Here is a 24555-nt window from a genome sequence, read left to right as displayed (position 1 = left end):
ATCGGCTCCCGGGGTTCACAGTTCTCAAGTGCGGACCGTATTCGTTGGCAAGAACGATTGGCGATGCTTTTTGCTTGACCGCCGAGCACCTCGTGGCGGTAGGTTTGATTCTGGTTAACCCACCAGTACCGCATGTGGCTTTACGTAGTTCCGGCCTAAGACTGGGCGGTCCGTGCTTGCGCCTGTGCAACGGCTGCGCTCAAGACGCTTTCTCCTTGTCGGAGTACTTCGGCGCAACCGTGCGGCAACGCTGTTGCACCTGGTGTGCGACGCGTTGAATATCCTGGTCGGACAGAGGCTTGGCACCCCGAGATCTCAGCAACTGAGACAGTTGTCTTCCACTGTAAACATTTACGTTGCTCCGACCACTGAGTTCGACGAACCAGCCCGGCAGTGCCAGTACGGGAAGCGCATAAACCGGGCTGCCGGTCGCGCTTGTCAACCATTTGGCGAGCCAGTCAGCCTGCCGCTCGGCCTGCTCCAGCGGTTCCTTGGTCGTCCACGTGGGGAACTTCAATACCTTGCCATCGAACGCCACGGTCGCATCGGCTCTGCCGAGCCCTCGGTTCGGCTTTGTGAAACCCTTGGTCTCCACCGCGAAAACGCCTGTGGTAGCGATCACGACATGGTCGATATTGAAGCCGTCCGCTGGAAAATCATGGAACACATATGCGCCTTGACGCATCAGTTGATCGAGTTCCTGCCCCACGGCCAGCTCGGCGTCGTAGCCGGCCTTGAGCTTGTCAAGTTGCCCGCCCGCCCTCCAAAGCTTGCGAACCATGACGGCGACAAAACTCAAAACCAAAACCACATAGATGGGGCTCAGAGGCATCATTCCCTGGAGGCCACGCAGGTGGCTTTGTGCAAGGAAGGTAGCGAGCGCCAGCAGCGGGATCAGCATCAATAGAAATACATTGGTGAGCACGTCGATGCCGACTTCGTCGAGCTGCTCTCGGATCGTATGCCCGGGACTACGAAGAAGATCGATCGCAACAGGTGATCGACGACGAGCCCTCGCGCGGCGCTTGCGAGCGACCAGAAAGCCAATGGCTAGCAGTGGCCCGGCGAAGCTTGCGGCAAGCAGACCGACAATGATGCCAACTTGCTGGGCGATTTCTCCCATTACTTCGATCCGGCGAGTTGTACTGAACTTCCCTCTTGTGCAGAGGCCAGCCCAGCGTTGACGCCCTCGGAAAACATCAACACGAAATCGATCATGAATTCCGACAAGATGGCCCTTCTACATTAAGGCATTTAGCTCAAGAGCTGCGGCGGTGAGATCGTCTGCGCGCTTGTAGCTAGCAGCGTCGCAGCCATCATCTGTGGTGACTTGTCGTCATTCGTGATCGGTGGCCAACCCAAGATAACGGCATGCTCAGCATAGTTTGGTTGAGGGGCTGCTTGCGCCATAAGCAGGGCTTCGTGGGCTACGACTATGCCGACATCAGCTCTCGCAAGAGCCTGCATCGGATGACGGCAAACTCGCGATAGCTCCCAAACTCTGCTCTCTTGGATCCCGGTGTTTCGGCAAACCGACGTTTCAAAATTTCCCTCGTAGAGCATGGGCATGAACCCTTGCCATTTCACATTTCGAAACTTCTTGTCGATGTGGCGCTCGCTGAATACAAAACGAGCGACATATTCGTCCGCACCGAGCGCGGCCGGCAGGAGCGGCTCGGCAAGCTCGAGCTGAGGTTCAGGTTGCTCAGGCGTAGAGCTGTTTAACGGCCTCAACAATCTGTTCAGGAACCGAGTCATCAAAAGCTTCAGTTCCATGGACAGTTCTCCTTGCACTTAGACGCCCGGCATATGACACACGTCCGTCAGAGCGAAGGCTTACTGAGAACACGCGCCTATGAGAAGCTGACCAGTCGAAGGTGACCTCGCCGTCATGATCCAAAGCAAGCTCAGGAGCCGGGAGCGTCTTCGGCCAAGCGAGCAGAAATCGTTTACCTATTTCGAGCATCTCTGCTGTCAACGAGGCGCCCTCATCTGCCTCGGATTCTTGTCTCAGTGTGTACAAGTCGTGGATGGCTGGTTCGATCGGATTTTGCCGGCTGAGGGGGCTCAGAGCATCCGCGAGCATCGCCCCGAGCTTGGTTGCCTCGGGACCAATGCCGTAGTTGGACAAGCCTGCTGACAGCGGGACGTATGTAGCGTCAAGTGTGCTCATTGAAATAGCTCCGCAGTTTTTTCGGTGATGTGATCAAAGAAGATTGCGTTCTTGAAGTCGCGAAGCTGGTCGAGTGCCGCCCACACTTCAGGGCTTGGTGAGTCGACGCGGGCCACCCGGAACGTATCGATGTCCAGGAAAATCCCGACGGTCCCGGTTTGTACACTACTCTGCGATTCCTCCAGCGCCTGCGTAACTATCGCCTTTCGATTCTGGGCGGGATCAACGATCACCACGCGCTGAAGAAATGCGGAAAGTCCTTGAGGCAAATTGGGAGGAACATTTGGGGCCGCAGTAAGGTACTCCGAAAAGTCGTTGAAGGGTGCCGGCAATGGCAAGAGATTGATGAACCGGACCGCCATGCGACTGACTACTTCCGGCTGAACATCGACGACGAACCTGTCCCAGACAGTTTTGGCTGTTTCTCGCAAATCGGCCCAATCCTCGTAGGGAGCCAGTCGGCTAAACGCGAAGCCATTTGTGCGAATCGACAAGATTCTCCCGGAGGGATCGGACTCAAGGCGAACCCCTAAAGGCGTTCCCTCACTAGCTGCGTTGTGCTTGCCGCCGGTGCTTATCTCAACGCCAAACGAGTGTTGCCATAAGCGAGTCCGCTTCGGAAATTCAGTGGCAAGAGAGTCTGCGAAGCGCTCAATCCGTTCCAGAGGGATTGGGGGCTCAAACTGAATGTCGACCATGCCTTCCCTGATGGGCGCGTGTTCTAAGTGTCTTGCGGCGACCATAACTACTAACGCTTGTTTGCGATTGATCGCGAACGCGGAGCATTTTCAGGGGCCACGAACACGCCGTTCTGCATCAACTTTTCTTGATTGTCCCAAAGCCACATGCGAAGGATTGAGCATGCTACCTCTGCCTTTGAAGTGCCATGAATACCTATCCTGGCCAATTCGTCAATGAGGCGGTCCGTGGTGGCATCCACGGTGACTTGGAGCTTAGATGTCTCGACGACGTTCGAGCGGGCCAACGCGATCCCCAGAGAATCCAGTTAGAGTGAGTTTAGATTGTTTGTTGCCGGATGCATACAGGGGATTGAGCTCTAGGACTGTGTTTATATACAGCCATTCCTTGACTGTTGGATTCCGCCGATCTCTGACCCTAGATTTCCATTGAATACTGACCCACCCGTTTTGTGAACTCGAAGGCTTCACGATGTGGATAAGTGCTTGATGTTCTCCTTTTTAGGTTGGGACTTTGCAGAACTGTTTTTGAACCGGAAGCTATCGTTTCCGGTCTCCAGGATGTGGCACCGATGTGCCAATCGATCCAGCAATGCAGTCGTCATCTTCGCATCTCCGAAGACGCTGGCCCACTCTCCGAAGCTCAGATTGGTGGTGATCACCACGCTGGTTCTCTCGTAGAGCTTTGAGAGTAGGTGGAACAGGAGTGCGCCCCCGGACTCGCTGAAGGGCAGGTAGCCCAATTCATCCAGGATCACCAGGTCCACGTGCAGGAGCTTGTTGGCGATCTGACCTGTGTGCCCGTTGGATTTCTCCACCTCTAGCGCGTTAACCAGTTCGATCGTCGAGAGGAACCGCACCCGTCGACGGTGATGCTCGATGGCCTGCACCCCGATCGCGGTGGCCAAGTGGGTCTTTCCAGTTCCGGGCCCGCCAACGAGAACCACGTTGTGCGCCTGATCGAGGAACTCGCATCTGTGCAACTGGCGCACCGTCGCTTCGTTCACCTCGCTGTGTCCGAAGTCGAATCCGACCAGATCTCGGTACGCGGGGAACTTGGCCAGCTTCATTTGGTAGGCCAGTGAGCGCACTTCGCGTTCTGCTGTTTCAGCCTTCAGCAGCTTCGATAGGATTGGTTGGGCCGCTTCGAAGGCAGGAACGCCCTGTTCGCCCAGTTCCGATACCGCGTGGGCCATGCCGTACATCTTGAGGCTCTTCAGGAGGCTGACGATCGCGGTCGTCGTGGAATCATGTGCCATGGCGTACCTCCTTGTCCTGCTGCGCTGCCCTGAGTAGGTCGTAGCGCAGGACGTTGGCCTGCGGCTCTGTCGAGAGCCTGAGGGCTTGCGGCGCGATCACTTCAGGCGCGGCAGACTTTCCGTCGATGAGGCGATGCAGGATGTTCAGGACATGCGTTTTGGTCGCCACACCCGCGTCGAGTGCAGCCTCGACGGCAGCCAGAACCACGTGCTCGTCGTAGTGCAGCACCAGCGCCAGGATTTCCACCATCTCTCGATCACCGCCCGGCTTCTTGAGTAGCATGGCCTGCAGCCGCTTGAACGGCACCGGCAGCTCTGCAAACGGAGCACCGTTCCTGAGGGCACCCGGCTTCCTTTGCAGCACCGACAGGTAGTGACGCCAGTCGTAGATGGTCTGTCCCGTCACATCGTGCCGTCGATCGATGATCCTCTGGTGCTCGCACACCAACTGGCCTTCGGCGACCACCACCAACCGGTCGGCGTACACCCGTAAGCTGACCGGCCGATTGGCAAACGAGGCCGGAACGCTGTAGCGCGTGCGGTCGAAGGTCACCAAACAGGTGGGCGAAACACGCTTGGTGTGCTCCACGAAGCCGTCGAACGCAGGTGGCGGAGGCATCAGGAAGGGTTTCTCCTGAGCCCAGACGTCGGCGACGGTACCTGGCAGTTGCCCGTGGGCAATCTCCTTCCACAGCGCCTTGCAACGGACCTCGAGCCAGTCGTTGAGCTCGGCCAGCGTCGGGAATGCCGGAACGGGCTGCCAAAGCCGATGGCGGGCATCACGCACATTTTTCTCGATCTGGCCTTTTTCCCAACCGGAGGCCGGATTGCAGAACTCGGCCTCGAAGAGGTAGTGGCTCACCATCGCGCTGAATCGAACGTTGACGTCTCGATCTTTGCCAGTGCGGACCTTGTCGACCGCCGTCTTCATGTTGTCGTAGATGCCACGCTTGGGAACGCCGCCCAGCACGCCGAACGCATGGTTGTGCGCGTCAAACAGCATTTCGTGGGTCTGAAGGGGGTAGGCGCGCACGCTGAAGGCCCGGCTGTGGCTGAGCTTGAAATGCGCCACCTGCAGCTTGGTGCGCTCACCAGCGATCACGGCCCAGTCTTCGCTCCAGTCGAACTGGAACGCCTCGCCCGGGCCGAACACCAGCGGCACGAACGTGCCGCGGCTGGCGATACGTTGTGCCTCCTGCCGATCGGCTTGCCACTTCCGGTAGAAGGCCGCCACGCGGCCGTAGGAGCCTTCGAAGCCTAATGCGACCAGGTCTGTGTGGATCTGCCGCAGATTGCGCCGCTGTTTCCGCGATTTGGTGGCCTCGATCGCGAGCCAGGTCGCGAGCTTGTCGGCATAGGGGTCGAGCTTGCTTGAGCTCGCCCGCTTGGCGTAGCGCGGCGCTTCTTCGCCGGCTCGCAGGTACTTCTTTACGGTGTTGCGAGACAGGCCTGTACGCCTGGCTATCTCGCGAATGGACATCTGCTCGCGCAGGGCCCAGCGTCTGATGACACTCAATGTCGCCACGTCTATCACTCCTAGGATCCCCTGCCTTAAAAATGAGCAGGGTAGAGTTTTACGTGGGTCAGTCTTAGACGGAAATTAGTGCGTTAGCCGGGTCAATTTTCGGTGGCAATCAACACGGGGTATGTTTTTCATTCAAAAATGAGCCAAATTGAAGATAATTTTTTGCGACCCTTTGAGCCATCATTCACCCTTATTCCCTTGGGGCGACACGCGCGCGCTGGGTCAATTGAGATGAAAACCAGGGATCAGTATCGAGCGAATTCAGCAGGCATGTAGAGTCGCTTTAAGCCTTGAATGACGTCGACCCCCGACGATCAACGTTGTCGCTGCGCGGCAGAAGCAGCCATCGTTCACCTGAGTGAACCTGGATGGGTTCTAATTTCATGCTTGAGAGACCTAAAAGGATCGCCGTATGGACCCAATCAATCTACTCAAATCGGTACCCGGCGAAATTGCCAAAGAGGTTTATGGAGACGCGCTCTCTGGCGTTCTCAAAGAGGCTGGCAAGGCGGGCACTGACTTTGCCAAGACGATTCGGCTCGTCTTGTTTCCACTGCAAATTACAGGTGCGCTTCAGGACCGGTTGGCTGTATTTATCGATCGTTCAATACGAGCAGTCCCCATAGACAAGCGAATCCCTCCCGTACCATCACTGACGCTGCAGGTTGCCGAACGCCTCAAGTACCAAGAGGACGACATCGTCGCGGCGATGTACATGAGCTTGCTGAGCAGTGCGATGAGTCGGGACAAAGTTGGCCGGGCCCATCCCGCGTTTGTGCACCTTATCGCGCAACTTGCCCCGGATGAGGCACTCTTGCTTCAGCAGCTTTCTAACAGCGATCCTTGTGCTTATTTACGTGGGCATCCGCGAGAAAATAAGGCTGTTCTCAAGGAAGAGCGTCGCGAATCGCTTCAAACAGCGAGCCTTCAGTACCCAGCAAGAGAGAAGCTGCTTGAAATACTAGTTCGTCCGGAAGACCTTGGGCAGCCGGACCTGATCTATACATACATCGAACACTTGGTATCACTCGGCCTGGTGTCATATACAAACGAGCCTTGGGAAGGCCCGTTCGCGTCGGTTCGAGGTCAGTCCGCTATTCAAAACTACCGGCTTCATTTCATTCGCTTAAATGAGTTTGGGCGGCTGTTTCATCTTGCATGCCTCAGTGCGGCAGATCATTGATGCCTATCAGTTTGTCTGCGTCCGTGCCCTTGCGGCACTGCTTGACGCTCGTATCGGTTAACTACTGTCGTTTGACCGACGAGGCAGGATGAAAACAGGGGTAGGAGTTCCATCAGGCCGACTCAGCCGATCTGAAGCTCTAGCCCATAGTGGGCCGCAACAACTGGTGCTACCAGCCGCCGTGCGCGATTTGGAGCTTCCCAAGCGCGAGCATGCGTTACGCTTGCAGCGGCCCAATCTGGGCTGTATCTCAGGGATTAATGAAATGAACGTTGATATGAGCCCGCTCTCGGACGTGGGCGAAGCCAAGCGCGATTCGGAAGGCACCTATCGCCGCGGCTTTCATCAGGCTGTTGCCATGGTGGCAACAGCGCTGCGTGCAAACCCGCAATTGAGTGCTGACCAGCTGCAATCATGGGTAGATGGTGCTGGTTCGCAGTGGCGACACAACTTGCCCATGGATCGGCAGATCATGCCCCCACAGATCCCCTGAGCCTTCTTCTCCTGTGGGGTATTTCTGCCCCGTCCGTGCGCGCAAGTTGATGTCGGCCATCACTGGTGGCACACCTCTGCGGCGGTTGGGACGGTGACCGGTGCTCATTTATGGCCCCGGCACGCTGAAGTGCATTTGCACGCCGCGCTACTGGAGTTCAGCGAGCGCAGCCCGCGTCCAGGCGGTGCGGTAACGCTTGGACGCAGTGGCGCTGGACTAGAAAAGCTCGGGCTGATCCAGCGCCACGCATCGCTTGCGCACATCGAGGCCATGCAGTTGGCGGATGCCCCCGCGAAACTCTGTGACGCCCCATAGCTTGGATGTCGAACGCTGACCACCTCCACACCGAACTTGGCGGCATAGCTGGCCGCGTCCTGCCCGATCGATACGATCCGCCGAATGCCCAGCCAGGAGATCAGCGCTGCGTTCAGCTCGTCGACCTCTCGTAGCTCGCGCGTGGTGAACTTGCGATTGGTGAATGGGTCGTCTTTTTCGTGGGAATGAAAAGGAAAGACATTCCACAGGAGGGGTGGCTTGTCTAGCAGTGTGAGCACGGCCCATATTTCGGCAGCGGTACGCTCTGCGACCTCCGGTCCCATGGTGGACCTCGTTGACTCGGTCCCCGGCAGATGCGGCTCATCGCCGGCAGATGACGCTCGTCAGTGAGCGCCAGGCCTGTGCGGCGCCCGCCGCGGTACCCGAGGTCCCTGCCCATCCAGATCGTATCGATACCCAACTGGCTCGCGGCGCTCAGCAGCGTCGTGAGGTTACGTCGACGCATAGCGGGCGCACCAGCACGGTCGTGCACCGAGCACGTGTCGGCGTACGGGTTGAACACGTCCGGTATCGTGGCGCAGGCTTCTTCTTGCGTTGTACGATCTTTTTCGCGGCGTCGTAGTCTTCGCGATGGACCTCAAAATCGAGCGTCATGGCGTTCTCGATCGTGGGCTCATACTACAAGCCTTGCCGCTGACAGAAGAGGCGGTTGCATATAGGCAGGCGCCATGATCACGCACAAGATTTCTGCTCCCCTTCCCCCCGCCCACCCCGCCGCGGGTCCCGCACCGAGCGTGTCCGCAGCGCCACCCACCGCAGGAGCAGCGCCTCTCTGCGCTTCGCCAATTCGGCTCGCTTGCGTCGAGGTCAGCAACTTCCGACGTCTAGGCAAAACCCGCCTTGAGCTCGATGAGTCCACCACGATCTTGGTTGGCGCTAACAACAGCGGCAAGACTTCTCTACTCACCGTCCTTCGAAACTTTCTTAGCGAGGCGCCCGGCTTCCGCGCTTTCGACATCAGCCTCGCGCAGTGGGCGAAGTTGCGCAAGTTGGGCGAGCTCTGGGAGGCGCTCGACGAAGATCCCACGACCGAATCCAAGGATGCCGAAAAGTGGGAGGATCAGTATCAGCAGCTCATCGCTTGCATGCCATTTATCGACCTTTGGTTCGATGCGAAGGAAGGGGCGTACAACCATGTTGCTCCATTCATTACGTCGCTGAAGTGGTCGGGGGGAGCCGTTGGCGTGCGGGTTCGGGTGGAGCCCGTGGCAGCCGCGGACGAACTTCGTAAGCTGGCTTGGCGATATCGTGAAGCACGCGTTCCTGTGCGGAAGCTTGCGAAGGACGGCCACGCATGGCCAATGGACCTGCTTGATTACTGGCTCCGGAACTCTGCCGACCTGCGCCGCATAGCCGCATATCGCCTCGACCCCGCGAAGGGGCCTCTGGCGGACAAAAAGCGTCGTGACCTGCAGCATCTGCCGCTTGGCTCACAGCCGGTCGAGCTGTCGCTCCTACGCAAGCTCATCCGCGTGGACTTTGTTCCGGCTCAGCGCGGACTCGGCGCCGAGGAAGATGAGTCGCGGTCTGAGTCAGCCAACACTCGACCCGGAATGTTCTCGAGCCAGCTCCTGAAATTTGCTCGGCAACATTTGAACGTCGCGCCGTCCGGCCATGGACATCGGGAGGATCTAGTCGAGGCTATCGCCAAAGCTCAAGCCGAACTCGACGACTCGATTTATAAGGCGCTGCAGCCGGCGATGGAGGATGTGGAGGTCCTCGGATATCCGGGCATGCACGACCCTCAACAGATCTACTTCCGCACCCGTATCCAGACCTCTGATCTTCTGGCGCACAGTACTGCCGTTCAGTATCGTCTAGACAAGAGCGAGGTAGACGAATCGTTGCCCGAGCACTCCATCGGGCTGGGCTATCAGAATCTTCAGTCCCTGAGCTTCATGCTCGTGTCGTTCCGTGCTGCGCGCCTCAATCCGCCGCAGGGCACTCCGGCCGCAGTTCACCTCGTGATGGTTGAAGAGCCTGAAGCCCACCTTCACGTGCAAGTCCAGCGCAACTTCTCATCGAACGCCCACGGGCTCATTCGCCCTAAAGAGCCGGTGCATAGCTACCTTCGCAGCCAACTGCTCATCAGCACTCACTCAAGCCATCTGGCCCATGGCGACAGCTTCACGAGACTTCGATATGTAAAGCGGGTGGCAAGTACTGGCGCAGGGGTCAAACCCAGCACGGAGGTCATCAATCTCGGCGATGCCTTCGGCGACGACATCCAGACCAGGACGTTCGCCGAGCGCTACTTTCAGGTCCAGCACACAGACCTGCTCTTCGCTGATGCGGCCGTCTTCGTGGAGGGCACCGCCGAGCGGATGCTCGTGCCGCTATTCATCGAGCGGGACTTCCCCAAGCTTGCCAAGAAGTACGTGTCTTTCCTCGACATCGGAGGCAGCCATGCTCACCGGCTTAGGCCGCTTGTGGAGCGGCTGGGAATTCCAACCGCCGTCATCACCGATTTGGACCCTGTGCTGCCGACCACGAATGCCAAAGGGCGAATCGTGCGGGCGGCGGTGCACATTGCAGGCCAAGCGGGCCTGGAATGCGGGAACGACACGCTGACCGCGTGGCATCCGAAGCTGCCGAACTTCCAAGCTTATGCAAAGCCAATGGCAGCCCAGCTGGAGTGGACCTCTGACTCCGGCGTCAAAGTCCGCTTCGCATGGCAGTTACCCATTGCGGCCGCCAGTGACCAATGGCCCAGCTCGTTCGAGGACGCTCTGGTGCTCTCCAACATCGACTGGTTCAAGGCGTTGAATGATGAAAAGGACCCCACCACTGGCAAGAAAAAAGACCATCGTGGCACTCTTGGCAAGGTGATAGGCCTCGTGCTCGATCACCCTGAGCACGCTGAGTTGCTGAAGGAGCTCCACGCAATGCTGCGCGGGAACTTCAGTAAGGGCGACTTCGCCGCCACCCTTTTCGAGCGACTGAACAATGGTCAAGCCTTGGCATGTCCCATGTACATCGCTGACGCACTTGCTTGGCTGGGCGATCAGCTCAACGTTGCAGCGGGAGAAACCCCGTGAACGCCGCAGTGCAGCCGCTGGACAATGACCGCGACGCACACGTTGTCGAGGACATCTGCGGCTACATCACAGCGGTTCCGCCGCGCAGCTTCTTCCTTTTCGCCGGAGCTGGGTCCGGGAAGACTCGCACGTTGGTCGAGGTCCTGCGACGACTCACCGGGGTGGTGGAGCATGAAGCAGGTGGACAGTATGCCGAGCGGCTCCGGTCTCGCGGTCAGTCGGTTCGCGTCATCACCTACACCAAGAACGCGACCGCCGTCGTCACCGGTCGGCTTGGCGAGAACTACCTGACCGCCGTATCGACGATCCACGCTTTCTGCTGGGAGTTCATCAAGGGCTTCGACGAGGACATCCGAGACGCGCTGCTTGCTCGCAATGCCAAGAAGCTTGCGGATGCCAAAGCATATGCAATGGGCAAAAAGAAGGGGGAGTCGGACAGAGACCGGGAGAAGTACGCTGAGCTTGAGGCAGAGGCCGACGAAATCCGCAAGACGGAGGCGTTCATCTATCACCCGGACCGGAACACCTACGGACAAGGTGCGCTGTCACACGCTGAAGTCCTGGAAGTGGCGGCATGGCTCATTCGTGAGCGACCTACTCTGCAGCGTATTTTGGAGGATCGACACCCGCTCATCCTCATCGATGAGTCGCAAGACACGATGAAGGGTGTTCTCGACGCGCTGTTCGGACTTTCGAAGAGCCGCCCGGGTCACATCGCGCTCGGCCTCTTAGGCGATCATCGGCAGCGCATTTACCCTGATGGCCACGACGACCTGCCGTCGCACGTGCCCGAGGATTGGGAGCGCCCCGCGTTGCAGATGAACCATCGCAGCCAGCAGCGCATCGTCAAGCTCATCAACAAGATTTGGGATGCGGACATCGAAGGCCGTACTCAGCCCAGGACAGGCGTGCCTCAGCATTCGCGGACGGAGAAGAACGCCGGCACGGTCCGCATCTTCGTCGGCGACACCAAGACAGATACGGCTAACAAGATTGAGAAGGAGGCGAAGTGCGCGCAAGCCATGGCTGTCGCGACTACCAGTGCGGCTTGGCAAGGGGGCGTGCGAAGCTACAAGACGCTCGCGCTTGAGCACAAGCTGGCCGCCAAACGAGGCGACTTCTTCGAGGCATACAACGCGATGGATCTGCTAGACAAGGATGCCGCAATGCCTAAGAGCAACGGGGAGCGAACCGGTCCTGCCATGGTTCGGCCGATCCTCGGCCCAATGCTTGAGCTTGCCGAGTGCCTGCAGCCGGATGGATCGCTAAACGAGTTTGCAGCCATGGATGTGCTGCGCCGCCATGGCGCGCTTGCGAAGCTGCCGCAGACCAGTGCTGAACGTCAGGCGGCCTTGGGCAACATTCACGACGCAGTCATGGGGTTCGCCGCCGCCACGATCAGAGACGGCGCTACGGTGCGGGAAGTCTTGTCGCCTGTCCTTGAGGGGAGGCTGTTCGATGCGGACTCACGTTTAGTCCAAGCATATGGAGACACCTCGGCTCCACCACCCGAGCCGAAGATCAAAGGCAAGGAAGCAAAGGAAGACCGGCTAAAGCGCGGATGGCACGCTCTCTTCAACGCGCCCTGGAAAGAGATTGCTAGGTATCGCGCCTACCTTGCCGGCGAAGCCGAGCTCGCCACACACCAAGTGGTCAAAGGCTCCGAGTTCAGGCACGTCATGGTCGTCATGGACGATGAGGAAGCTGGCGGCAACCAGTTCTCCTACGACAAGCTCTTCGGAGCCGAGGCGCTGAGCCCAACCGACCGAGAGAACGTCGGGGAGGGCAATGAGACGACCATCGATAGAACGCTGCGACTTCTTTACGTCACCTGCAGCCGAGCTGAAGAAAGCCTCGCTCTGGTTCTCTGGGCCCAAAACCCCGCAGCAGCGCTTGCCGCAATCAAGCAATCTGAATGGTTTGCTGAGGAGGAAATAAACGCTTTGTAGTGCTGCTGGATGGCAAGATTCGGCTGCGGATTCAAGCGATCGATGTTCAAAAAGCCTCTCGGGCAACTACCCGGTCGGTACAAAGCTCTGAATTCAGGCGAAGCTGACGGACCGAAAGAGCGGTGGAGAATACCTCTACAGCTACTACGGGTGGGCCTACAAAGTCTTCGAGTGATTCGGCCGGACGCCGTCATGCGCGCCAGGCGGCGCGTCACGCCCTCAGCGTCTTATATCGGGTGAAATGAGCAGTTCGCGCAAGTCGTCCCTGGCTCCCGCGCTTACCAACTCTGCCTGATACAGGGCGTGCACGAAGCCCAAGCCGTACTGAAAAGCAGCCTCTGCTTTCTTCTCATCTTTCGTCCGATACGCCTCGCGTCGGTCAGCCAGGGTCCTGAGCCAACCCTCACGCAGTTTCTCTGGAAGGAGCTCCTCGAGGCTGCGCTGTGGTTCGATGCCTGATTTCGTCATGGTGTCCTTACCGAGTTCTCGACCTTCGACTCTGCCGCTTTCATGAGTTCATGGAGCTTTGCGCGCTCCAAGTCGGGCCACTCGACAGCCCAATCTCGCGGAAATTTCATGGGCTGGAGGCCGTCCCATCTGTTGGGGTCGAGCGTGTATGCCCGGTTTTTGGTGCGCTCCCACCAGACGCTGTAGCCGTCGACCTGCTCTCGGCGGTACTGCGTCAACTCATCGCCGGCCGGCGATGCTCGAAAGGCAATCTCCTTCGCCCGTTCGTCGATCTGCAGTTGCGCCAGCGACCCCTTACGAGGTGTCGTGAAGAAGAGGAACGCGGCGACCAAGCAAACGATGCCAACAAGTATTTCGACCATGCCATCTCCAGCAGATAAGACATTGTCGGACAAACCGCACTTGGCAACGTAAGTTCGATAAACAGTGCGGTCACGCCCGTCCACCGCTTTGGCTCAGCCTTGCATGACGCACGCGTGCGCCGCACAGCGCACATCTGCGTCAGTCAGCTAAAGCGACGAGCGCCCGCCGCCGCTGAAGGTACTGTAGCTGCGGAGACTCGTCCTCTGGCGCCCTCAACTTCTGCCCGTCGTACGGTTCAAGCTGGCTCCGAAGCGCGTGATCATTTCCGACTCTGTCCCAGTCGATGCGAATCGTGAGATCGTCCTCAATTAGTAGCTGTCCCTTCTCGAATGCTCGGTCAACGAGAAGTGAAAGGCAAATACCGTTCGACGGGTCCAGTCGGACGCTTTGATCTGCGCTCCACGGAACGATGTGCGATGCGACGAGAAAGTCCTTAGTCCCGATTCCAGTAATCGCGCACCGATATCCATAGTTTGCCTTGACCGCTTCGGCAAACACCTTCTGCGCGCTGCCTCTGGTCTTGACCGTCGCTGTCGAATCTGCCACTTCGTAGTTTTTTTGCCCAATTTTCTCGCGGAAGGCTTCGACCTCTACTGGATCAGATTCGAGTGCCTCGGCAGCCGCGTCTCCTTGTGAGATGGCGGGGAAGCGCGCCTCCAGCGCCTGCAAAAAGTCATCGATGGACGCGGCGATGTCTTTGGTAAGAGAAGCGGGCTGCATCCATGCGTCATGATTCCGCGCCGGATCGAAGAACAGCCCGTGACCAGGTGCCCGGAGGTAGCTGATGAGTGCACGGCCCGCATCTATTTCAAGCGTGTCGATCACCGACGTGCGATTTTTCGATTGGGCGAGTCGCGAAATCGCGTCACTAACCTGTGCGCTCGGCGCAATCCCCGCGCTATGAAGGAGCGACCATGCAAGAGCTGACTTCTGAGATGTCGTCGCAGCAAGATCTTGGATTTCCTGCGGTGCAAGTCTCAAGTCGGCCCACCCATAGCTTTCGCTCGGATTCTTGAGGTAGGCGCGCAGGTGCAACGTCCTCGGTTCGTCCCGAAGCTTAATTGCCAGCAGGTACGGCTGCCCAGCGCCACGATCTGCAAGTAGCGCGAGTTCGTTTTCGGCAGCTTCGAAATCGAGGTGGGAGGGATCTCCCGGGATCGTCTCGGCCGTGGTTTCGCTCGGTGCGAGCGACATCCTCCAGGCCTTCGGCGCGCCGAGGATTGTTTCCCATTTGAGGTGTGGCCGGTCTGCGGAGTTGAACACGAACGCGCCCGGCGTCGTTCCCGTAGGCCACCGATAGGTAAGCGGCACCGACCCAGCGCCGCTGACGTCCACTGGGAAGAGGCGGGTCACTGCATCGAGAAATTCAGTCCTTTTAGAGAGCTGAAGGTAATCCTTCGTGTACGTGGTCCCTGCTAAGCGCCCATAAGTAGCGCGGTGCGCTGACGGGCCATAGAAGATTACGAGCACCCACTCAACTGCCTGTGCACCCATTCAGACTCTCCCGATGATGATCGCTTCGGGCGAAAGGTGCGCTTCGACTTCCCGTCGACTCTGCGCGGCCAGCGAGCGATGAGTTGTAAATCCGATGATTTCAGCGTTTGGGAACAACTCGCGAACCGACTCGGTGTCGCGATTGGACATCATCCATCGCACGCCTCGATGAGACAGATCAGCGCAGATCTTTGCGAGCTCGATGAGGTCCACCATCTCAAAGGTTTTCGCCGTGTACTTGTTGAACTTTGCGGTGGGCTCTTTCTCCACATCTGGTCGCGTGAACACGGGCAAGTACGGCGGGTCAAGGTACACGAAGTCTCCGCGTGTGGCGGTGCCAAGCACTTCGCGGAAGTCGGCGACCACGATGTCCGCACGAGTCAGAACTTCGCCGATGGACTTCATCGTCGCGTCGTTGATGCCCTTGAAGCTGCGGTCGCCCCAAGGCACGTTCATGGCTCCGGTTCGAGAGTTTTCCCGCCACAGGTGGTTCCACGAAACCGCGTTTAAGTAAAGGAAGCGCGCCGCCTTTTCAACGAATCCAACAGGAATGGTCGACCGCACCTCGTAGTAGAACTCCTTGGAGTCGTTCGCCAAGTACCAGTCGAGCAAAGGACGCAGCTCCGCCTGGTGGTCTCTCATTGCAACCCAAGCTGCGACAAGATGCTCATTGAGATCCGCAAGCCGCGAGCGGCCAGACACACGGGAGGCACATGCGAGAAAGACTGCGCCACCACCTAAAAACGGTTCGTAGTAATTCTTTATGTTGGCAGGCACGTGCGGAAGGATGCGCGGAAGGAGTCGTGCCTTGCCACCTACCCACCTGATGAAGGGCTTGATGGGCATCGCGTCAGCCTGAACAGCGTGCAAAATATCGGGTGGCATGTCCAGAGCTGGCAGCGTCATTCTCTTTGTGGTCCCATCGTTCCATCTGCGTTTCGATGGCTCATGATATCCTGTAAAAATCACCAGTATTGAGCGCCAGTTGCTCACCTCCGGTCTCTAGGTTTCTATGTCCGACGTTCAACTCATTTGGCCGAACAAAGACCTGCAGTTGCGGGCCTCGGGTGAGGCGGGCTTAGAGTGGGTGCAGCCAACCGACCGGCGACTGTTGATGCCGCTCAAATTTGAACCACTCACGGCGGCCCCATTGAACGCTCAGGCGAACGTGTTGGCCTTCGGCGATGGCTTGGACGTTCTGGAGGCGCTGTCGTCACAGACGACCGTCCTGGACGGCGGCATTCGGCTCGTGTACATCGACCCGCCTTTCAACACTCAGGTGAACTTTCGTCAGTACAACGACACCATGCAACGGCCGATGTGGCTCAGCATGATGCGCGACCGTCTTGAAGCGCTGCGCCCACTTCTCGCAGAGGATGCTAGCGTCTGGGTGCATCTTGATGACTCAGAGGTGCACCGGGCACGAGCAGTGATGGACGAAGTTTTCGGCGAGAACGCGTTTGTCGCCTCTGTCGTCTGGCAGAAGAAGACCACACGTGACTCCCGTGCAGCCTTTTCGTCGAACCACGACACAATCTTGGTGTATGCCCCGAGTGGGCCGAAGAAATGGAAGACATCGCGCAATCTGCTGGTCAAGGACGAAGCGCACTTGCAGAACCGCGATGATGATCCTCGCGGACCTTGGTCCGACGCGCCCTTTACGGCGCCCGGCTTTCGCAAAGCGCAGCAGTACGACATCGTCACGCCGACCGGGCAAGTATTGCGGCCTCCACGAGGCCGTTCTTGGTACGCCACCGAGCAGACCTATCGCGATTTGCTTGCAGATGACCGACTATGGTTCCCTAAAGGCGGCGACGGTTCTCCGCGGCTGAAACTCTTCGCCCATCAACTCAGAGGGCTCGTTCCATTCACGGTGTGGGGGCCACCGGACACCGGAACGAACGACGACGCGAAGCGGCACTTGATGGCAATGTTCCCGGATGTCGAGGTGTTCGACACTCCTAAGCCTGAGTCGCTTCTGGAGCGAATCATTCACATTGCGACCAATCCGGGCGAACTCGTGGTCGACATATTCGGCGGTAGCGGAACAACTGCTGCCGTCGCACACAAAATGCGCCGCCGATGGGTGATCGCGGAACGCAATACGCAGACCGTCCTCGACTTTCTGCTGCCGAGACTTCAGCAGGTGATCGACGGCGCTGACTCGGGCGGCGTTACTGAGGCCACTTCCTGGGTTGGAGGTGGCAGTTTCGGGGTCGTCCATGTGGCACCTCGGTTCGGGACACTTACCGGGAAGTGTCGAGCTGAGGCCATCAAGCGGCATATGGCGGCGCAGGCGGCGGCGCGCAGCCCATCGTTGATCCGTGATGGAGCATCCTTCGCTACAGCCTGATACGCGCCTCCGGACAATGCGCCACCTTCAGCGCTAGCTGAAAAAACGGCGAGGCGCGTGATTCACGTGTGACTCTTCACGTCGTCCAATCTCATATTGCCCCGCAAACGTCTGTGCAACTGCGGGGAGATGGCGGGGATCCAGACATCGGCCGCAGGGGACCGGTCTAGCGAAAATGGATGTCAGCCCGACGATAGAAGTATTGCCGGCTGCCGTCGATTGACGGGCCGCAGACCGGAGTCGCATCTAGCGCTTTCAAGATAGCCCGGGGCAGGTGTCCTGAGTGTTTTGCAAGTTCAGCTAGAGACACGAATGCTTTCCTGAATCGATCAATCTCCGTGCGAGCAACAACTCGATGATTTCCGTCGTGAGCTACGGTGGCTCGCAACAGTCCGGTCCTCGTCAGCGCATACGCAACCTGCTGTTTGACGCCCAACGTTTTCGCCGCCGTGTTAATGGATACCGTCGCCTCAGTTGTCGACCGGCGGGAGTCAAGCCAGTCTCTGACGGCGAGCGGACTCAACAGAACGTTGCCCAGGCCTACGCGCGTACAGCCATCACCTTTCACAGGCAGATCGCCCGCCAACACAGCCTTCGCCAGCGCGGCCGGCTCAGGTGGTCGTAGGTGCCAGTACCTCAGGATTTGCCTGAAAGTAATCACTGTCACTGACGAAGTGCCGTTCGGCGTCAGGGTCAGTCGCTCGACCTCTGCTTTGCTGAACACCCATGCGGCTTGGCGCTGTCGCCCACTCTTGGCGATAAGCGGCACGACGACATTAGCAGCGACCAATTCCCGGAGTCGCCCTTCCGGCAGGCCGAGGCGTTCGGAAGCTTGCCCGAGGTTCAGGCCGCCAGCGGCCGCTATGGTTGCGTGTTCCAGGTCCTCACTGCCGATCGTTCGAGCGCGACGGCCAGAAGGAAGAAGGGCAACAGCCGAGGGCAGCAACTCCGCTTGCACCAGGTGCCGGATGACCGCTGGTGTCAAACCTGACGTATCCGCCGCCTGCCTTGTGGTCAGACGCGGGTGTGCCTCAACAGCCTGTCGTGGCAGCAAGCGATTTCGTTTGCAAACCAGCCCCCACCAGTGCTCGCGCAGGTAGTCCTCAAAAGCGTCGCGCATGAATTGAAACCACGGATCGGACAGATCGACATATAACACTTGATACAGCGGAGAGAACGATCGGCGAAGGCTGGGCGATTGCGCGACAGTCGATTGCATGGCCGACAACAATGAATGGAAGCCTGTCGGCCAGTCCTTCAGCAGTGCTGCGGTGCCCGAGACAAGGGCGCTCGCAACGGCCAAGCGATCAAGGCCTGAAATCTGACCAGGCCGGGACGGCCGGGCTTGCGGCGAAAACTGCCCGAGATAACGCACCAGAAGATTTGCCACTGACGCATTCGCGGGTGGCGCCCCCGCGGTCAGTCGCATGCCTTCGGGGGAACCCCCGAGAGCATGGGTAAGGTCGACGACCTGTGGTGGCGCCGGCGAACCCGGGCCGTCGGCCAGGGGTGACCCGCATTCGCAATGTCCGGTGATGACAGTTGCTCGCGTTGGGCGCCGCCCACATCGGCCGCAGCTCTCACGCAGCCAGATCGAGTGGTACACACAGGCACAGACTAATTTCAGGTCCCACCGGCCATCCAGAAAGCCCTTCTCGTCCAAGCACCGCGGACACCAGCGCACGCTCTCGTGATTGAAGTCCCGCGCAGAGAGCCCGACTCCCATGATGTCGGCATCCCATCGTCGCGGCAACGTACCGAAGAGCCGTGATCGCTCGGTATCGCTGAGCGACAGTCGGTCACAAAGCTCCTCGAAGGCCGGTTGCCTGCGGCGCTGGAGCGAGGTCAGTAACTGCGACTCCGTCGTGTAGCCATTTCGTTGGGCCACACGCAGAACGAAACCGGCCAGGGATTCCCCAACGTACGGCCTTGGTCGCACAGCGTAGCTGACGCCGGGCACACGCGGTTGGTCGATGTCAGCCATGATTGGGATAGTCAGTGGGAGGCCTGTTGCTCGACATCGGCGCAGACATCAATGCGTCTACGAAGGCAAGTTCTCTCAGGCTCAAGGTTGTGAGATAGGCACCGACCGACTGCAAAGTCGCACCAGATCGCCGAAGTTCTTCTGGAGGATGCCAACGCCGAATCAATTGAAGCAGGCCGTCACGAGATCGCTTGCCGCTTGCAACATCCAAGAAAGCATTGAGTATCGACACGGCGTGGTGTCGGGAATCCCATACCGATAGCCACTCCTCTTCGTCGGACGGATCGTCAGCAAAACAGTCTGCGGGATCGCGCGGCTGGATTTGCGTGACAAAGCTCGCCCACCAACGGCTGAATCCATCGAGGATCGGCACGCGTTCATCAAGCCGAAGCTGTGGGTTGAAGCAAACCGTCTCCAGCGACGAGATGCCGATGTGCGAACTGCGCCAGCACTCACCGACGGTACAAAGCGCAGGGCCGGCAAACGGATTCCCTGCGGCGCTCAGGCTCTGGAGCGCATCGAGCATCGGAGTAAAGCGAGGGTCATCGCCCATGTCGACCAGCGTCTCGGCTGAATGGCGGCAAAGCCATCGCATGAATCTGCCCGCCTTCACCTGAAGACTGGGTGACAGCGTGCTCAGCAGTGTGACCTCAGGTCTCGACGGTGCCGTACGCTCACCATATCGCCGGAGTTCTGACCACGCGGCATCCATCGACCGGTGCCCGCCATTGCGGACATACCTTCTCGCCGAGAGCAAGTAGACGAGAAGCCCGTAGAGATCCCGCGTTCGATATTGGCACCGGGTCATCGGCTCGTGTGAAGCTCGATGTCGAAGTTCAACTGGGGCGTCGCTATCACACGCACCCGCCAAGAGCCGGCTGAAGATCACTTCCCAGCGATGTGCTCGCAAGGGTATCACCGTCGACATGGCGGTTTTGCATGTGCAGCGCCAGCCGGAGCCCAGCGTACTCCAGCTCAGTGAAGCGCTGCATCTTGGACAGCGGCTCAGCAAACGACAACCATGAACACCACAGGCTGACATGAGCGGCATGTCCCAAACAGCCAGGTGGTATCCGAGTTCGGCGATGCACACGCTGCAGAAACGGGGCATCCGTGAACGTGCAAACCAGTTGGCGGGCGGCAGCGAGCCTTGCCAGGTCAGACGATCCCGTTCCGCAGATCGAAGTCGATCGATTACGTGCGGACCAACCATCGCGCTGATCTTTCTATCCACTGGCAGGTCACTACGTGCCGCAACTCGCGCCGTTGCCGGCGCGGTGTGGCCATTCGCGTCGAAGAAGCGCCAGCAATAGCCGGCTGCGCTCTCCCCTTCCCGAGGCAATGGCCTTACGGGAAATTCAGTGAACGTCGTCGATTCCGTCATCTCGCTTTGCGCGGACGCCCCTCTTCGGCCTGTTGGAACGGCTCCCCGCCGCGATCGAGCCGGCGAAACTCGAACTTCGGATTGAATGGATTGAGCTTGCCAATGCCTTCCCACCAAAGTTCGTCGGTGAATGCCCTCTCGAACACCTCGGCATCGACGACGTCGAGGTTCTGATCGAGCGCCTGCTGCAAGGCGCTCGCCAGCAGCTTTTTGATGTAGGCAACACGGCCGTCACTCGCGAAGTACAGCCGCATGCCCATCTCTTTGGAGTCGTACGGGCGAGACGAGACGGGCACAGACACCAGCGACACCAACGAGAGAAAGAGCTGCAGGCATTCCGTCTCGACGCTGTCTGTGTCACTCTGTCCGAGTCCCAGCCTCAATCGCCGTGAGAACCGGCGCCGGAGCTGATCGTTGATCTCCAACAATCGTTCGAGTCTCGGCAGTCCGAGCATGACGGTGGGAATGCCGATCGCATCAATGAGGTGCTTGAGCCAGTCACCGACCATGTAGTGGGTGCGCGTATCGCCCCGGTCATGAAGGTGCTGTGCCTCGTCGAGCAGCATGATCTCGACACGGCACTCCCGGCACAAGGTGACGATTCGGGCAGTCTTGGCCGTGACGGACCCGCGCTCATGCCATGGGTCACCTAGTGCCGTCAGGATCGCATCGGCTATGCCTATGACGGTGGCGGCAGGCGGCGTGGCCACAAACAGAGCTTCGACAATATTGCGTTCGGGCAGGACCCGTTTGGGATGGCGCTCGGCCAGCCAGCGACACAGGCTGCTTTTTCCTGTGCCAGCCTCGCCGAGAACGAGCATGTGCTTGGCAAGCCCTGTCTCGCGAAACAAGCTCAAGCTCGACTCGATCGCGTCCTTTGCTGCGACGAAGGTTGGGAACGGTATGTACTGCTCCTCGAACTGTTTGAGCTGATCGAGCACGTCAGTCGCCGCCATGGTCACCTCGTTTTGCGGTGATCTTGAACGCTGGCAGCAGGACGGGAACGTCTTGGCCCTCCTGCATACCTGTTTTGCGCGGAAGTTGCTTGCGCACCTTCGCCTTTGCGTCTTCGGACCCCCCGGCACCAGGCGATGGTGCAAATGGATCGGGCTTGCTGCTGCTGATCCCGCGGATCGCCGCGGACCGTTGACGAGCCTTCTGCTTCCGACTGGTCATCAGTTCCAGCAATGCCTGGGCAATTTCATGTCGGGCGCGCAGTACTGCCTGTCGGTCTTCAACCCTGGAGCCGTTCTCTCGAACGATTTGTCTGATCAACTCATTCTGTCGAACGGTGAGGCCTTTCGCGAACTCCAGGTCCGTCGCTTGGACAGGGATCGGTTCGACGTCCGATGGACCCCAGACCTGCACTTCGCCAAGGTCCTCAGGGTCAAAAACGACTCGAATCTCAACTCCTTCACCGTACTGGCGCAGGATGGTGCCGAGCTGACTTCCGTTGTAGCGAATGCTTTTGAGTTCAAAGCCATCGCGACGCAGCTTTCGTGATGTGCTCTGCCCTATTCGAGACTGAAGCAGTCGCAAGTCTGCTGGAAGCGTGGGCTCATAAACCACGATGCCCTCGCTCCAGCGCGCCGCAGGTGTTGTGCCGATCCCTTTGTGAATGCGCTGGGCATATATGTCGATGATCCATTTTTCGAGTACGTGTGTGAACTCGCCAAGCGTCAGGATTGCTTGTCCCTGAGGATCGTGGTCGCCTCGAAGATGGAAGCGCGCGAAGCTCGCGCCGGGGAGCTGGTGAGCGAAGCTGTGATTGACGGTTCCCAGAAAGCGTTCCACCGTTCCTTTGAAACGGGGCTGACGCGCAGGGCATTGCGTGATCGCAAATCCCAGATCGAACGCAATCGCTTCGAGGTCGGCCCCTAGAAACTCGAGACCGTTGTCGACCACGAGACTTTGGGGGATTCCGTAACATGGCCAGCTGCCTTCGACCTTCAACGTCGGGATTGCCGGTGATGCCGGATTTTTCGGAAGAATGGCGTGTCGAAGAGCCCCCACTACCGCCGCCGCGGACGGGCTACCGTAGCTGATGTAGTAGCCGAGTGGCATTCGGCTGAAGTGGTCGATCAGCATGGTCAGTGTGGGGCGACCCAATGGCAACCAGGTCCGCTCATCGATTAGAAATACATCAAGGGGCGTGTGATCCATTTCCACGCGCTCAAGGATTCTTGCCGTCTTGATACCGGCTTTGCCCACACGAGATCGCTTGTCCGCGGTTGCCTGGCCATCCCTGAGGACCGTCATCTCGTAGAGGCTCGCACTGGCGATCATTCGATTCACCGTCCTTTCGCTGGGAGCCACAAGCTGATCGCTAGGGAAGGCGCAGCGGTTCTCTGCCGTGATCTTTCCGAGCAGCGAGGCGTGTATTTCACGACCAGTCGTGAGGGGCGATAGCCTGAATGCCTCCGTCAGGGCTTCTGACGCAAGAGTCATCACCCTGTCGGCTTGGCGGGACCGATGCACCCCGCGGAGGTCATACCGCGGGATCAGCGCCCGCGAGTCACTGCTGCGAGAGAATCGCTGGTACCAGCGGTAGACAGATGTGGCGCTAGGGGGTGTGACGTCGCCTATTTCTGCGCAGATCTCCTCGAGGATAGGGACGATGTATTCCGGAGTGAATACGGGTCTGCCTCGTGCGAGGAGTCCGTCGAGATAGCGCTTCCTGCGAATTGCTGCATTGAGCACCTTCTCGGGAAGTTGGTCCAGCGGCCTCGAATAAATCGGACGACCTGACGTGACAGCCAAGTTCGAGGAAGGTCGAGCGACAAGTCCTTTGGTGTAGTCGTCTAGGAGCTCCTGGCGAGTGGTGAAGCAAAGCTTTCCACCATCGAGGTTTTCCAACACGACGCCGTCGCCGGGTTGCAAGCGCTCGACTCGGAACATTGCGCCTTTCCACTCAAAGGCCGTGTTCTTCTGAAAGCCAAAACCAGCCATCATTTGCCTCCGTTGTAGATGTGATGCAAGTGGCGGGACCGATGGGTTCTTTTTCCAACGGGCAGCGCAACAAGCCCATCATCAACAAGCTGTACAGGTCGATGTCATGCTGGGCAAAATGCCGTGTGGCTTCGCTGAGCGTCGTTGGCAGTTGCGCGATGCAGCGCTCCAGAGCGATCCGAGCGAGCCTAGGTGACGGTAGAACGCGAGGTGCACGATGGCAGATCGTTCGAATGTTAGATTGCCGAGGTTCACGCCGAAGCACTTGTTCGGTCAGAACCACGAATGGCTGGCCGCTGCGGTGCATGTGGTCGGCAATGCGTGCGAGCTTGTGAGCCGTTTCCGCGGACGCAAGAGCTGCGGTCGGCTTTACCTCGATTAAGACAACGCGGCCGTCAATCAGCCTGACTTCAAAGTCCGGTGTGTACCTGCGAACGCGATCGCCGTCTGGATAGGGAATCTGTGTTGGCTGCTCGCGGTAGCCGTCTATCGCCGGCGAAGCTTCAAAGAGGTAGATGGCGTCGAGCTCAAGGAGCCCTTCATGGTGAACCATGCGGCCGTTCTTGCGGCTCGGAAACTTGCCGCGCATGATGCCGCCGGAAGGACTGAGCACCTCGCGTGAGCGCAGGTGTGTATCGCCAGCGGGTTTGCGGCCATTCCATAGGCCGGCCCAGAATTGTGTAGACATGCATTGCTCCGTCGATCAAAGCGTGACTGCAGCTCCGCAGCGGCCTTGACGGATTTGGGTTGCCTGTTTTCGGGCGTAGATATTCCCGCGCTCGGCAATAAAGCCGTGCGAATAACAGGTGCAAAGGTGGAGCGGTCTTGACGCTGGCCGGAGCGGTCGCGATACTGGAGGTGCGAACTGCGTATCGTGAGATGCTCAGACCAACGGGGCAAGCCGCA

At 58.9% G+C, this 24555-nt stretch carries 21 protein-coding genes and 1 pseudogene; 5 read left to right on the top strand and 17 right to left on the bottom strand.

What is annotated here, in order from left to right; all coding sequences use genetic code 11:
• Positions 1–199: 199 nt before the first annotated feature.
• The 6 genes from EJI00_RS20610 to istA all read right to left on the bottom strand — a co-directional run bounded on the left by EJI00_RS20610 (position 200) and on the right by istA (position 5664).
• Positions 200–1123 (bottom strand): nuclease-related domain-containing protein, encoded by a 924-nt coding sequence (locus tag EJI00_RS20610; RefSeq protein WP_126749346.1) that lies wholly within the window; start codon positions 1121–1123, stop codon positions 200–202.
• Positions 1124–1254: 131 nt separating this feature from the next.
• Positions 1255–1776, bottom strand: a complete 522-nt coding sequence (locus tag EJI00_RS20605; protein WP_126749345.1) for a hypothetical protein — start codon at positions 1774–1776, stop codon at positions 1255–1257.
• Positions 1706–2173: a hypothetical protein gene (locus EJI00_RS20600; RefSeq protein WP_126749344.1), complete on the bottom strand. Its 468-nt coding sequence runs from the start codon at positions 2171–2173 to the stop codon at positions 1706–1708. Before EJI00_RS20600 ends, EJI00_RS20605 begins: the two co-directional genes overlap by 71 nt.
• A complete protein-coding gene (locus EJI00_RS20595) occupies positions 2170–2916 on the bottom strand; it encodes a TIGR04255 family protein (protein WP_126749343.1) in 747 nt (248 codons plus the stop codon). The genes EJI00_RS20600 and EJI00_RS20595 overlap by 4 nt, the downstream gene beginning before the upstream one ends.
• Positions 2917–3338: 422 nt before the next feature.
• Complete coding sequence (gene istB, locus EJI00_RS20590) at positions 3339–4130, bottom strand: IS21-like element helper ATPase IstB (RefSeq protein WP_126749342.1); 792 nt, start codon at positions 4128–4130, stop codon at positions 3339–3341.
• The gene (gene istA, locus EJI00_RS20585; RefSeq protein ID WP_126749341.1) at positions 4120–5664 is read right to left on the bottom strand and encodes an IS21 family transposase; all 1545 of its coding nucleotides are present in this window, start codon (positions 5662–5664) and stop codon (positions 4120–4122) included. The genes istB and istA overlap by 11 nt, the downstream gene beginning before the upstream one ends.
• A 403-nt stretch (positions 5665–6067) precedes the next feature.
• Here istA and EJI00_RS20580 point away from each other — a divergent pair, with 403 nt between their 5' ends.
• Both EJI00_RS20580 and EJI00_RS20575 read left to right on the top strand, forming a co-directional pair.
• Positions 6068–6838, top strand: a complete 771-nt coding sequence (locus EJI00_RS20580) for a DUF4393 domain-containing protein (RefSeq protein ID WP_126749340.1) — start codon at positions 6068–6070, stop codon at positions 6836–6838.
• 181 nt (positions 6839–7019) lie between these two features.
• Positions 7020–7331 (top strand): hypothetical protein, encoded by a 312-nt coding sequence (locus EJI00_RS20575; RefSeq protein WP_185868177.1) that lies wholly within the window; start codon positions 7020–7022, stop codon positions 7329–7331.
• A gap of 104 nt (positions 7332–7435) precedes the next feature.
• On the opposite strand, the gene EJI00_RS25455 is transcribed toward EJI00_RS20575, so the two are convergent.
• The gene (locus EJI00_RS25455; protein ID WP_260590795.1) at positions 7436–7930 is read right to left on the bottom strand and encodes a uracil-DNA glycosylase; all 495 of its coding nucleotides are present in this window, start codon (positions 7928–7930) and stop codon (positions 7436–7438) included.
• A 405-nt stretch (positions 7931–8335) separates the two neighbouring features.
• On the opposite strand from EJI00_RS25455, the gene EJI00_RS20565 reads away from it, so the two are divergent.
• Together EJI00_RS20565 and EJI00_RS20560 are read left to right on the top strand one after the other, a co-directional pair.
• Complete coding sequence (locus EJI00_RS20565) at positions 8336–10705, top strand: AAA family ATPase (protein WP_126749339.1); 2370 nt, start codon at positions 8336–8338, stop codon at positions 10703–10705.
• Positions 10702–12654 carry a UvrD-helicase domain-containing protein gene (locus tag EJI00_RS20560; RefSeq protein WP_126749338.1) on the top strand — a complete coding sequence of 651 codons (1953 nt, stop codon included), beginning with the start codon at positions 10702–10704 and terminating at the stop codon, positions 12652–12654. Before EJI00_RS20565 ends, EJI00_RS20560 begins: the two co-directional genes overlap by 4 nt.
• 219 nt (positions 12655–12873) lie before the next feature.
• Here EJI00_RS20560 and EJI00_RS20555 read toward each other — a convergent pair whose 3' ends face one another.
• The 4 genes from EJI00_RS20555 to EJI00_RS20540 form a co-directional block, all read right to left on the bottom strand.
• Positions 12874–13122 carry a hypothetical protein gene (locus EJI00_RS20555; RefSeq protein WP_126749337.1) on the bottom strand — a complete coding sequence of 83 codons (249 nt, stop codon included), beginning with the start codon at positions 13120–13122 and terminating at the stop codon, positions 12874–12876.
• Positions 13119–13484 carry a hypothetical protein gene (locus tag EJI00_RS20550; protein ID WP_126749336.1) on the bottom strand — a complete coding sequence of 122 codons (366 nt, stop codon included), beginning with the start codon at positions 13482–13484 and terminating at the stop codon, positions 13119–13121. Before EJI00_RS20550 ends, EJI00_RS20555 begins: the two co-directional genes overlap by 4 nt.
• Positions 13485–13623: 139 nt before the next feature.
• On the bottom strand, positions 13624–14979 hold the full coding sequence (locus tag EJI00_RS20545; protein WP_126749335.1) for an HNH endonuclease: 1356 nt from the start codon (positions 14977–14979) through the stop codon (positions 13624–13626).
• A complete protein-coding gene (locus tag EJI00_RS20540; RefSeq protein WP_126749334.1) occupies positions 14980–15885 on the bottom strand; it encodes a DNA adenine methylase in 906 nt (301 codons plus the stop codon).
• 106 nt (positions 15886–15991) lie between these two features.
• On the opposite strand from EJI00_RS20540, the gene EJI00_RS20535 reads away from it, so the two are divergent.
• Positions 15992–17332 (top strand): site-specific DNA-methyltransferase, encoded by a 1341-nt coding sequence (locus EJI00_RS20535; protein WP_126749333.1) that lies wholly within the window; start codon positions 15992–15994, stop codon positions 17330–17332.
• Between the two features lie 166 nt (positions 17333–17498).
• On the opposite strand, the gene EJI00_RS20530 is transcribed toward EJI00_RS20535, so the two are convergent.
• The 6 genes and pseudogenes from EJI00_RS20530 to EJI00_RS20510 form a co-directional block, all read right to left on the bottom strand.
• Positions 17499–19316, bottom strand: a complete 1818-nt coding sequence (locus EJI00_RS20530) for a TniQ family protein (RefSeq protein ID WP_126749332.1) — start codon at positions 19314–19316, stop codon at positions 17499–17501.
• The gene (locus EJI00_RS25450; RefSeq protein WP_260590794.1) at positions 19309–19911 is read right to left on the bottom strand and encodes a hypothetical protein; all 603 of its coding nucleotides are present in this window, start codon (positions 19909–19911) and stop codon (positions 19309–19311) included. Before EJI00_RS25450 ends, EJI00_RS20530 begins: the two co-directional genes overlap by 8 nt.
• Positions 19912–20337: 426 nt before the next feature.
• A pseudogene (locus EJI00_RS25610) lies at positions 20338–20700 on the bottom strand (TniQ family protein); the annotation flags it as partial.
• Positions 20697–21656 (bottom strand): TniB family NTP-binding protein, encoded by a 960-nt coding sequence (locus tag EJI00_RS20520; protein WP_126749330.1) that lies wholly within the window; start codon positions 21654–21656, stop codon positions 20697–20699. The pseudogene EJI00_RS25610 and the gene EJI00_RS20520, both read right to left, overlap by 4 nt.
• A complete protein-coding gene (locus EJI00_RS20515; protein WP_126749329.1) occupies positions 21643–23652 on the bottom strand; it encodes a Mu transposase C-terminal domain-containing protein in 2010 nt (669 codons plus the stop codon). The genes EJI00_RS20520 and EJI00_RS20515 overlap by 14 nt, the downstream gene beginning before the upstream one ends.
• Entirely contained in the window at positions 23612–24337 is a 726-nt protein-coding gene (locus EJI00_RS20510) for a TnsA endonuclease N-terminal domain-containing protein (RefSeq protein ID WP_126749328.1), read from the bottom strand. Before EJI00_RS20510 ends, EJI00_RS20515 begins: the two co-directional genes overlap by 41 nt.
• Between the last annotated feature and the right edge of the window lie 218 nt (positions 24338–24555).

It is taken from the genome of Variovorax sp. DXTD-1 (assembly GCF_003984625.1).
Taxonomy (GTDB): Bacteria; Pseudomonadota; Gammaproteobacteria; order Burkholderiales; family Burkholderiaceae_C; genus Variovorax.
Note: the sequence above shows the minus strand (reverse complement) of the source record. Positions and strands in the feature narration are given on the sequence as shown.